Source organism: Streptomyces sp. XM83C (assembly GCF_023072675.1).
Lineage (GTDB): Bacteria > Actinomycetota > Actinomycetes > Streptomycetales > Streptomycetaceae > Streptomyces > Streptomyces thermocoprophilus.
Genome location: NZ_JALLGL010000211.1, coordinates 1 through 10822, shown reverse-complemented (window position 1 = coordinate 10822; position 10822 = coordinate 1). Strand labels below are relative to the sequence as shown.

At 71.8% G+C, this 10822-nt stretch carries 10 protein-coding genes; 9 read left to right on the top strand and 1 reads right to left on the bottom strand.

The annotated features are described in order from the left end of the window. The coding region (locus tag MTQ10_RS21655) for a hypothetical protein (RefSeq protein ID WP_247470934.1) at window positions 1-252 on the bottom strand (252 nt) is incomplete at its 3' end. Window positions 253-1146: 894 nt separating this feature from the next. On the opposite strand from MTQ10_RS21655, the gene MTQ10_RS21650 reads away from it, so the two are divergent. The 9 genes from MTQ10_RS21650 to MTQ10_RS21605 all read left to right on the top strand — a co-directional run bounded on the left by MTQ10_RS21650 (window position 1147) and on the right by MTQ10_RS21605 (window position 10567). Continuing rightward, complete coding sequence (locus tag MTQ10_RS21650; protein WP_247470931.1) at window positions 1147-2115, top strand: complex I subunit 1/NuoH family protein; 969 nt, start codon at window positions 1147-1149, stop codon at window positions 2113-2115. 2 nt (window positions 2116-2117) lie between these two features. Continuing rightward, window positions 2118-2771: a NuoI/complex I 23 kDa subunit family protein gene (locus MTQ10_RS31340; RefSeq protein ID WP_282612456.1), complete on the top strand. Its 654-nt coding sequence runs from the start codon at window positions 2118-2120 to the stop codon at window positions 2769-2771. Next, window positions 2768-3553: an NADH-quinone oxidoreductase subunit J family protein gene (locus MTQ10_RS21635; protein WP_374117662.1), complete on the top strand. Its 786-nt coding sequence runs from the start codon at window positions 2768-2770 to the stop codon at window positions 3551-3553. Before MTQ10_RS31340 ends, MTQ10_RS21635 begins: the two co-directional genes overlap by 4 nt. Continuing rightward, window positions 3553-3957 (top strand): NADH-quinone oxidoreductase subunit NuoK, encoded by a 405-nt coding sequence (gene nuoK, locus MTQ10_RS21630; RefSeq protein WP_247470928.1) that lies wholly within the window; start codon window positions 3553-3555, stop codon window positions 3955-3957. The genes MTQ10_RS21635 and nuoK overlap by 1 nt, the downstream gene beginning before the upstream one ends. After that, window positions 3954-5948, top strand: coding sequence for an NADH-quinone oxidoreductase subunit 5 family protein (locus MTQ10_RS21625; protein ID WP_247470925.1), 1995 nt, complete (start codon window positions 3954-3956; stop codon window positions 5946-5948). The genes nuoK and MTQ10_RS21625 overlap by 4 nt, the downstream gene beginning before the upstream one ends. Before the next feature lie 6 nt (window positions 5949-5954). Next, window positions 5955-7529, top strand: a complete 1575-nt coding sequence (locus MTQ10_RS21620; RefSeq protein WP_247470922.1) for an NADH-quinone oxidoreductase subunit M — start codon at window positions 5955-5957, stop codon at window positions 7527-7529. Beyond that, complete coding sequence (locus tag MTQ10_RS21615; protein WP_247470904.1) at window positions 7526-9049, top strand: NADH-quinone oxidoreductase subunit N; 1524 nt, start codon at window positions 7526-7528, stop codon at window positions 9047-9049. Before MTQ10_RS21620 ends, MTQ10_RS21615 begins: the two co-directional genes overlap by 4 nt. 265 nt (window positions 9050-9314) lie before the next feature. After that, window positions 9315-10178: a zinc metalloprotease HtpX gene (gene htpX, locus MTQ10_RS21610; protein WP_247470901.1), complete on the top strand. Its 864-nt coding sequence runs from the start codon at window positions 9315-9317 to the stop codon at window positions 10176-10178. Beyond that, a complete protein-coding gene (locus MTQ10_RS21605) occupies window positions 10175-10567 on the top strand; it encodes a YccF domain-containing protein (RefSeq protein ID WP_247470898.1) in 393 nt (130 codons plus the stop codon). The genes htpX and MTQ10_RS21605 overlap by 4 nt, the downstream gene beginning before the upstream one ends. The last annotated feature ends 255 nt before the right edge of the window (window positions 10568-10822 follow it).

The window sequence follows — 10822 nt, the reverse complement described above, 5'->3', positions numbered from 1 at the left end:
GCCGACGGCCACCACCCCGTCGACCCCGCCCACGACCCGCCGCACCCGCACCGCCGGCGAAGGCTCGGCCTCCCAACGTCGTGCCCGCAGCGCGAGCGAGGGCTCGGCAACCCAGCGCCGCGCCCGCAGCGCGAGCGAAGGCTCGGCCTCCCAGCGAGCCCAGGCGGCAGAGCCCGCCTCCGGCGCGACACCGGACACCCCTCCCACCACGCCCGCGACGCCCACCGAGGCGACCGCACCCGAACCCGCCACGGACCGTGCCACCTCGCAGCCGGCCCCTGCTGAGCGGGCCACTCCTGAGCGGGCCGCTACCGGGGGGACCGCTCCTCGGCCGGCCGCTACCGGGGGGACCGCTCCTCGGCCGGCCGCTACCGGGGGGACCGCTCCTCGGCCGGCCGCTACCGAGGGGACCGCTCCTCAGCCGGACGCTGGGGAGCCGGCCGCCCCGGAGCAGGCTGGGGAGGAGCAGGCCGCCCCGGAGCCGGCCGCTGCCGAGCGGGCCGCCCCGCCGTCGGCCGCTGCTGAGCAGACCGCTCCTCAGCCGGCCCCTGCCGAGTCGGGCACCCCCGAGCAGGCCGCCACCGGTCCTGGCACCGGGGAGGCGGGCACGGCCGCAAACACCGCCGACGCCGGCGCACCGGCGGCATCGGGTCGACCGGTGGGCCCCGCCGGGGCGCCGCGGCGTACGCCCCGCCGCCCTGCTCCCCGCAGTGCCGACGCCCCCTGGCATCACGCCCGCCCGGCCTTCGACGAACCGGAGGCCGACGACCGCGACCGCCCGAAGCGGGACACCCCGCAGACCGGCCCCCAGCCGGAGCAGCAGGACCGTCGGCCCACCGGACACCCCGAACCGGGAGAGCAGGACGCCGACGCCACTTCCACGGCCGCCACTCCTGGTGACACGCCCCCCACGGCGACGCGCGCGGGCGAGGCCACTGCTGGTGACGGGAGCCCGGGCGAGGCCACTGCTGGTGACGGGGCCCCGGGCGAGGCCACTGCTGGTGACGGGGCCCCGGGCGAGGCCGCTCCTGGTGTCGGGAGCCCGGGCGAGGCCGCTCCCGGCGACGCACCTCCCCGGGCTGACGAGCCGGCGCCCGCCGACCGCCACAGCCACACCGACCCCGACGACCCCGCAGGAGGCCAGCAGTGAACGACGTGCTCGACGTCGCCCTGCGACTCCTCCTCGTCTTCGTCGTCTTCCTCACCTTCCCTCTGCTCGTCGGCCAGACCGAGCACAAGGTCATGGCCCATATGCAGGGCCGCCTCGGCCCGATGTACGCCGGTGGCTTCCACGGCTGGGCGCAGCTGGTCGCGGACGGCGTGAAGTTCGCGCAGAAGGAGGACGTCGTCCCGGCGGGCGCGGACCGCCGCGTCTTCCAGCTCGCCCCCGCCGTCGCGCTCCTGCCGTACCTCCTCGTCCTGCTCGCCATCCCCATCGGCCCGAGCGAGGGCGCCGTGGGCCAGGTCGTCGACGCGGGTGTCTTCTTCGTCCTGGCCGTGATGGGTGTGGGCGTCCTCGGCTCCCTCATGGCCGGCTGGGCCAGCGCGAACAAGTTCTCCCTCCTCGGCGGCCTCCGTACCGCCGCTCAGCTCCTCGCCTACGAACTGCCGATGCTGCTCGCCGCCGCCTCCGTCGCCATGGCGGCCGGCACCGTCTCCCTCCCCGGCATCCTCGACGCCTTCGAATGGTGGTGGCTGCCCTGGCAGATCGTCGGCGCGATCGTCTTCTTCGTCGCCGGTCTCGCCGAACTGCAGCGGCCCCCGTTCGACATGCCCGTCGCCGACTCGGAGATCATCTTCGGCGCGTACACCGAGTACACCGGTCTGCGTTTCGCTCTGTTCCTCCTCGCCGAGTACGCCGGGATCGTCGTCCTGTGCGGCCTGACCACCGTCCTCTTCCTGGGCGGATGGCACGGCCCGTGGGGTGCCGACGGCCTCGGCTGGGTGTGGACCCTGCTGAAGACGGCCGTCCTCGCCTTCATCGTCATCTGGCTGCGCGTTACCTATCCCCGCCTGCGCGAGGACCAGCTTCAGAAACTGTCCTGGACTCTCCTCGTCCCCCTCTCTCTCGCTCAGATCGCCCTCACCGGCATCGTCAAGGTGGTGATCCAGTAGCCATGGCCGAGCCTCACCAGCCCGCCAAGTCCCGCTTCCCGGGCGCCGGCCTGGCCAAGGGCCTGGCCGTCACCCTGCGCACGATGACTCGGAAGTCCGTCACCGAGCAGTACCCGGACGCTCAGCCCGAGCTGCCGCCCCGCACCCGCGGAGTCATCGGGCTGTTCGAGGAGAACTGCACGGTGTGCATGCTGTGCGCCCGCGAGTGCCCCGACTGGTGCATCTACATCGACTCCCACAAGGAGACGATCCCGGCGGCCACCCCCGGCGGGCGTGAACGCAGCCGCAATGTCCTCGACCGGTTCGCCATCGACTTCTCCCTCTGCATGTACTGCGGTATCTGCATCGAGGTGTGCCCCTTCGACGCGCTGTTCTGGTCACCGGAGTTCGAGTACGCCGAGACCGCCATCCGCGATCTCACCCACGAACGGGACAAGCTCCGCGAGTGGATGTGGACCGTCCCCGCCCCGCCCGCGCTCGACCCTGCCGCGGAAGAGCCGAAGGAGATCGCGGCGGCCCGCAAGACCGCCGAGAAGCTGGCCGCCCAGCAGGCCGCTTCCGCACCGTCCTCGGCAGCCCCCGCCCAGGAGCAGACCCGCGCCCAGGGCGACCCCCGCCCGCAGACGGACCGGCCGCGGCAGGAGGGCCAGGAATGACACGCCTCGCAGCGACCGCCCACGCCATGACCCAGTCCGCCGAGAGCCACGGCTTCCTCTCCCCGACCGGCGTCGAGATCGCGTTCCTCCTCGTCGGTCTGCTCACCTTCGGCGCCGCCCTCGTCACCGTCACCACCCGGCAGCTGGTGCACGCCGCCCTGTGGCTCGTGGTGGCCCTCGGCGGTCTCGCCGTCGAATACCTCCTGCTCACCGCGGAGTTCATCGCCTGGGTGCAGGTCCTCATCTATGTGGGTTCCGTCGTCGTCCTCCTTCTGTTCGGTCTGATGCTCACCAAGGCGCCCATCGGCCGCTCCCCGGACGCCGATTCCGGCAACCGCTGGGCCGCGCTCACCGTGGCCGTCGCCGCCGCGGCGGCACTCGTGTGGGTGGTCGTCGACGCCTTCCGCACCACCTGGATCGACCTCGACGGGCCCGCCGCCGGCTCCACCGAGGTCACCGGCGCGAGCCTGTTCCAGAACTGGGTCCTCCCCTTCGAGGCCCTCTCCGTCCTCCTCCTCGCCGCACTGGTCGGTGCGATCGTCCTGTCGCGGAAAGCGAAGGCGGAGTCGAGCTCTCCCCCTGTGAACTCCCGGGCCGGGTCCGGAGGTTCCCCATCCGTCCCGGATTCCCGGAATCACCCGATCGAGGGAACGAGGCCCGCTGCTCCCGCCGAGTCCCGCACGGCCGCCCACCCCGAAGAGCCCGCCGACCACCAGAAGCCGGACCCGGCTCACGACCCGGCCGATGCAGGGACGACGACCGAGCAGGAAGGCGCCCGCTGATGCACCTCGCCTACCCCGCCGTACTCTCCGCGCTCCTCTTCTGCACCGGCGTGTACGGGGTCCTCGCCCGCCGCAACGCCATCCTCGTGCTGATGTCGGTCGAGCTGATGCTCAACGCAGTCAACCTCAACCTGGTCGCCTTCGACGTATGGCTGAGCAGGACCGCAGAGGAGACCCTGCACTCCGGGCAGGCCCTGACCCTGTTCACCGTCGCCATCGCCGCCGCCGAGATCGGCATCGGCCTGGCGATCGTCCTCGCCGTCTACCGCAACCGCGGCACCTCGCACATCGACAAGCTCCGCGACACCGCCGAGGGACACGGCCCCGACGACACCGACCCCTCCCTCCCCGACAGCGACGCCCTCGCGGCCGAGCAGGCCGAGAAGGCTGAGGCCTCCACGTGACCACGACCACCCTCGCCGCCCTCGTCCCCGTCCTGCCGTTCCTCGGCGCCAATGCCGGCCTGCTCCTGGGCCGCACGGCACCGGGATTCGTCCGGCCGCTCGCCGTCCTGCCGACGCTCACCTCCCTCGTACTGGCCGTCCTCGTCGCCGTACGCCAGGGCGGTGACGCGGCCGTCGACGCCGCCACCGAACTCACCCCGACCGGCTCCGTGCCGATCGAGCTGGCCCTGCACATCGACGGCTTCGCCGCCCTCGTCGCCGTCCTGGTCGGCGTCGTCGCGAGCTGTGTGCAGATCTACTCCGTCGGCTACCTGCGCGACGACCCGCGCTACCCGTCGTACGCCGCCCTCGTCTCCCTGTTCACCTCCGCGATGCTGCTGGTCGTCTACTCCGGCGACCTGATCGTGCTGCTGGTCGGCTGGGAAGTCATGGGCATCTGCTCCTACTTCCTGGTCGGCCACTACTGGGAGACCCCCGAGGCCCGCGCCGCCTCCATCAAGGCCTTCCTGGTCACCAAACTCGGCGACGTCCCCTTCCTCATCGGCCTGTTCGCCCTCGCCGGCGACACCGGCTCCTTCGAGATCACCAAGATCCTCGACGCCGTGGCCCACGACGGACTGGACCACCCCACCCTCATCGCTCTGCTGCTCCTGGCCGGCGTCGCGGGCAAATCGGCGCAGTTCCCGCTGCACACCTGGCTTCCCGATGCCATGGCGGGCCCCACCCCCGTCTCCGCACTGATCCACGCCGCGACCATGGTCGCCGCCGGTGTCTACTTCATCGCCCGGCTCCTCCCCGTCTTCGCGGCCTCCGCCGCGGCGATGGTGGTCCTCGCCGCCATGGCCGCGATCACCATGGCCGGCTCCGGCCTCGCCGCGCTCGCCCAGGACGACATCAAACGAGTCCTCGCCTACTCGACGATCGGCCAGCTCGGCTACATGACCGGAGCCCTCGCCGTCGCCGACCGGGGCGCCGCCGTCTTCCACCTCCTGTCCCATGGCGCTTTCAAGGCGCTGCTGTTCCTCGCCGCCGGCGTGATCATCCACGCGGCCGGCACCAACTCCCTCGCCGCCATGTCCCGCATGGGACACCTGCGCGACCGGGTGCCCGACGCCTACTGGACGATGACCGTGGCGCTCCTCGCGCTCGCCGCGATCCCGCCGTTCAGCGGCTTCTTCTCCAAGGAGTCCGTCCTCGGCGCCGCCGAACACGTCTCCACCGGCCACACCGAGCACGCACCCGCCGCGGCGGGCTGGCTCGTCCTCCTCGCGGGCCTCCTCACGGCGCTCCTGACCGCCGCCTACGCGGCCCGCCTGTGGCTGCTCGCCTTCCGCGGGAGGGGCGCCGACGCTCCCGACCACGGCCGACAGCCGCTGACGATGACGGTCGTGCTGTGGGTGCTGGCCGTGCCGTCCCTCGCCATGGGCGGGCTCGCCTACCGTCTGCTGCCCGACTGGTTCGACGGACGCGACCTCGCCCCCACCCTGACCACCTCGGTGCTCGGCACGGGCCTGGCACTGATCGGCGGCATCGTCACCTACGCGGCATGGCGGCACACCACCGCGCACGCCGCGCGCGTGCCGCTCGGCGCGGTCGCCGCCCACCCGGAGGGCGGCGCGAGCCTCGTCGAGGCCGAGGCCGTCGCCGGACACGAACCCGCCTACGGCGACATCGCCGGCGCCGCCGACCCGGCCGACCCCAGCAGGCTGCTGCTCGGCCCGCTGCACCACCCCGCAGCCGCCGGCTTCCACCTCGACGCCGTCTACCGGGTGCTGTTCGTCCGCCCGGTGCAGGCCGCGGCGAGCCTCGTGCAGTTCCTGGACCGCGAGGTCGTCGACACCTACGTACGCGCGGCGGGCACCCTGCCGCGCTGGCTCGGGACCGCCGTACGGCGCGCCCAGACCGGCAATGTGCAGACCTATGTGAGCGCGCTGCTCGCCGGCACCGTCGTCCTGGCGGTCGCCGCCGTCCTCGTCGCCTCGGGAGCGTGAGCAGGCGTGATCGATATCAGCGAGTCCGTGATGCAGTTCTTTCTGGCGTTCGTCGTCGTCGGCCCGCTCCTCGGCGCCGCCGCGGCCCTCCTGCCCGCCCCGCCCGGGCTGAAAGGGAAATCCCCCGAGCAGGCCGTGCTCCGCCACGGTGTCACCGTGACGGGCGCGGTGCTCATCGCCGCGATCGTCCTCGCGCTCGGCTTCGACCACGACCAGCCGTCGAAGATGCAGGCCACGACCGACATCAGCTGGATCCCCGCACTCGACGTGCGGATCCACCTCGGCATCGACGGCATCTCCCTCCCCCTCCTGGTCCTCACCGCGCTGCTGACGTTCCTCAGCGCGCTCTACTCGTACTTCAAGATGCCGGCGGGCCCGAGCACGAAGGCGTTCGTCCCGCTGCTGCTCCTGCTGGAGTCCGGCACCCTCGCCACGTTCGCCGTGCTCGACCTGCTGCTGTTCTTCCTCGCCTTCGAGACGGTCCTGATCCCCATGTACTTCCTCATCGCCCGCTGGGGCGGCGAGGGCCGCGCTGCGGCCGCCTGGAAGTTCATCCTGTACACGCTGCTCGGCTCGGTCGTCATGCTGCTCGGCCTGCTCCTGATCGGGCTCAAGGCGGGCACGTTCGACATGGTGGCACTCGCCACTGACAACGGCCGGTCGCTGACCACAACCGTGCAGGTCATCGCCGTACTGGCGATCGGGATCGGGCTCGCCGTCAAGACGCCGATGTGGCCGCTGCACACCTGGCTGCCCGACGCGCACACCGCCGCCCCGACGGTCGGCTCGGTCCTCCTCGCCGGAGTGCTGCTGAAGATGGGCACGTACGGGTTCGTCCGGATCGTGCTGCCGATCGCACCCGACGGCTTCCACACCTTCGCGCCGTACCTCGCCGCGTTCGCCGTCGTCGGGATCATCTACGGATCCCTCGCCTGCCTCGCCCTCGCCAAGCCGGGAGCGCAAGGCGACCTGAAACGGCTCATCGCCTACTCGTCCGTCGGCCACATGGGCTTCGTCCTGCTCGGCATCGCCAGCACCACCCCGACCGGCGTGAACGGCGCCCTGTTCGCCAACATCGCCCACGGCCTCATCACCGGCCTGCTCTTCTTCCTGGTCGGCGCGCTCAAGGACCGCACCGGAAGCACCGACCTCGACACCCTCGCCGAGGAGAGCGGAGCCGCCCTTTACGGCAAGGCGCCCCGCCTCGGCGGGCTGCTCGCGTTCGGCGCCGTGGCCTCCCTCGGCCTGCCCGGACTCGCCGGCTTCTGGGGCGAGATGCTCGCCCTGTTCGGCGCGTTCCGGCCCGCCGCCGACCTGCACCGGGGCGCCTTCCTCACCTTCATGGCCATCGCCGCGTTCGGCACCCTGCTGACCGCCGCGTACATGCTCGCCGTGGTCCGCCGCGTCTGCATGGGGGCCCTGCCGCAGGACGCGCCGAAGACGACCGACGTCCACGCCTACGAGTTCGCGGCATGGACCCCGCTCGTCGCCCTGACCGTCTTCGCCGGACTGTGGCCCAAGGCCCTCCTCGGCCTGACCGACCCGGCCGTGCAGCAGCTCCTCGCAGGAGGCCCCCGATGAGCCACCCGGTCCAGCCGCTGGCCGCGTCCCTGGTCCAGTCCGTCGACTGGCTCGCCATCGCCCCGCCCACCCTCGCCGCGCTCGTCGCGCTCGCCGTCCTCGTCGCCGACCTGTTCGTGCCCGAGGGACGCAAACCGCTGCTCGGATGGCTGTCGGTGGCCGGCCTCGCCGCGTCCACGGCCCTGCTGCTGCCGCTGACGGACGGCGACCGCTCCACCTTCTGCCTCACCGGCGACCCCAAGGTCTGCAGCTACACCGCGGACCGCTTCACCCTCGTCATCCAGATGCTCGTCCTCGGCGGCGCCCTCCTCGCCGCACTGCTGTCGGTCACGGCCCTGAAGGACGCCCGCAGGCAACTCCCCGAAGGGGAGTTCTGGTTCCTGCTGCTGGCCTCCGCGTCCGGCGCCGCCCTCCTGCCCGCCTCCCGGGACCTCGCGACACTGATCGTCGCCCTGGAGGTAGCCTCCCTGCCCGCGTTCGCCCTGGTCGGCCTGCGCCACGGCGACAAGCGGTCCTCCGAGGCCGCGCTCAAGTTCTTCCTCTCCTCGGTCACCGCGACCGCGGTCAGCCTCATGGGCATCAGCTTCGTCTACGCCTCCACCGGCACGCTCTACCTCACCCAGGTCGCCGACCGGATCGGGCACGTCGACGGGCAACTGCACACGCTGGCCCGGACAGGCGTGGTACTCACCCTCGTCGGCTTCGCGTTCAAGACGGCCGCCGTGCCCTTCCACTTCTGGGTGCCCGACACCTACATCGGAGCGCCCCTGCCCATCGCCGCCTACCTGTCGGTCGTCGGCAAGGCCGTCGGCTTCTCCGGCCTCGTCCTCGTCACCGTCGTAGCCCTCCCCTCGTACGGCGACGTATGGGGTCCGGCGCTCGCCGCGCTCGCCGCGCTGACCATGACCGTCGGCAACGTCGGTGCCCTGCGCCAGTCCGCCACGCGCGCGTACAGCGCCGTACGGCTGCTCGCCTGGTCGTCCGTGGGCCAGGCCGGCTACCTGCTCGTGCCGATCGCCTCGGCCGCCTACACCGACGACGCCGAGCGCACCGTCGGCTCCACCCTCGCCTACGCCCTCATGTACGGCGTGGTGAACCTCGGCGCCTTCGCCGTCGCCGCGGTCGTCGGCCGCACCCGGCCGCTCAACCGCGTCAACGACCACCGCGGCCTCTACACGAAGAACCCGCTGGCCGCGCTCCTGCTGGCCTTCTTCCTGCTCTGCCTCGCCGGACTGCCGCCCGGCGTCATCGGCCTGTTCGCCAAGGTCACCGTCTTCTCCGCGGCCGTCGACGCGGGGCTGGGCTGGCTGGCCGTCGTGATGGCCGCCAACGTCGTGATCGCGCTGTTCTACTACCTGCGGTGGACGGCCCTGCTGTTCCGCGCGCCGGAGGGCGAGCCGGTTCGCCATCGCGTCCCCGCACCGCTGACAGCCGCGATCACTCTGACCGCGGTCCTCGGCATCGCCCTGTCCGGTGCCCCCCAGCTCGTCCTGCGGTTCGCCGACACCGGTCTTTTCTGACCCGGCCCGCTGCATCAGGACGTCACCGCCACCACCCGGGCCCGGCGGCACACGGTCGACGAGACCGCGCCGCCGGGCCCTGGCGTCCGGCCGGCCGTGCTCACCCGGTCGGCGCACGGCCGCCGCGTCGGCACAAGGGAACCAGCGCCCCTCGCCTGGCGTTGACCAGTCAGGGAGGGTCCACTGGACGTGACACCACGGCACCGGTGGCATCGCAGAACGACCAGCAAAGGGTTCCCCTGCCGCACCACTTGGAGGGCGTACCGTGCACCGCCGGCACAACGGGCTCAGGACCGCAGTACTCCTCGGGGGACTGTCCGCACTCATCATCGTCATCGGCAGCTTCTTCGGGCGTGCGGGCCTGATCGTCGCGGTTCTGGTGGCGCTCGGCACCAACGCCTACGCGTACTGGAACAGCGACAAGCTGGCCCTGCGCGCCATGCGTGCCCGCCCGGTCAGCGAGTTCGAGGCACCCGCGCTGTACCGCATGGTGCGCGAGCTCTCCACGCAGGCCCGCCAGCCCATGCCCCGGCTGTACATCTCACCGACGGAGGCACCCAACGCCTTCGCCACCGGCCGCAACCCACGCAACGCCGCCGTGTGCTGCACCGAAGGCATCCTGCGCATACTCGACGAGCGGGAGCTGCGCGGAGTCATCGGCCACGAGCTGAGCCATGTCTACAACCGTGACATCCTGATCTCGTCGGTCGCCGGCGCACTCGCCTCGGTGATCATGTTCCTGGTCAACTTCGCCTGGCTGATCCCCATCGGCCGCTCGGACGACGACGACGGCCCCGGCCTGCTCGGCATGCTGCTGATCATGATCTTGGGCCCGCTCGCCGCGTCCCTCATCCAGCTCGCCATCAGCCGCTCCCGTGAGTACGAGGCGGACGCGTCCGGCGCCCAGCTCACCGGCGATCCGCTCGCCCTCGCCGGCGCCCTGCGCAAGCTGGAGGCCGGCACCAAGCAGCTCCCGCTGCCGCCGGAACCCCGGATCGAGACCGCGAGCCACATGATGATCGCGAACCCGTTCCGGCCCGGTCAGGGCCTGTCCAGGATGTTCTCCACCCACCCGCCGATGGCGGAACGAATCGCCCGACTCGAGAAGATGGCAGGTCGCCAGCTGTGAAGACCGTCCTGAACGTCATATGGCTCGTGCTCAGCGGGTTCTGGCTGTTCCTGGGTTACCTGGCCGCCGGACTCGTGCTCTGCATCACGATCATCGGCATTCCGTTCGGCATAGCCGCCTTCCGCATCGGCGTCTACGCCCTGTGGCCCTTCGGGTACACGACCGTGGAGCGGCGTGACGCCGGTGCCCCGTCGTGCATCGGCAACGTGCTCTGGCTGGTGCTGGCCGGCTGGTGGCTCGCGCTCGGGCACATCGTCACCGGGCTCCTGCTCTGCCTCACGATCATCGGCATCCCGTTCGGCGTGGCCAACTTCAAGCTGATCCCCGTCTCGCTGTTCCCGCTGGGCCGCGAGATCGTCCGCACCGACGAGCCGTTCGCGGTGCGCTGACCCGGGGGTTTTCCACAAGCGGCCGGTTGTCCACAGGCCGCCCCGGATGTCAGTGGTACGTCGCATCATGAACCCATGACGCACAGCGACGACTCGATCACCATTCGCAACGGACGCTTCCCCTCTCCCCCCGCCCGCGCCCCGCACCACCCGGCGACGGCGCACGCCACCCGCAGGCCCAGAACCGGGCGCCCGAGCAGCCCGCCCGGACCGCGACCGGCCCCCGGACCTGTACCTTATACACATCTCCGAGCC

Coding starts and splice junctions, on each gene's coding strand:
- nuoK (WP_247470928.1), top strand. CDS start 3,553: ATGCACCTCGCCTACCCCGCCGTACTCTCCGCGCTCCTCTTCTGCACC.
- MTQ10_RS21615 (WP_247470904.1), top strand. CDS start 7,526: ATGAGCCACCCGGTCCAGCCGCTGGCCGCGTCCCTGGTCCAGTCCGTC.
- MTQ10_RS31340 (WP_282612456.1), top strand. CDS start 2,118: ATGGCCGAGCCTCACCAGCCCGCCAAGTCCCGCTTCCCGGGCGCCGGC.
- MTQ10_RS21635 (WP_374117662.1), top strand. CDS start 2,768: ATGACACGCCTCGCAGCGACCGCCCACGCCATGACCCAGTCCGCCGAG.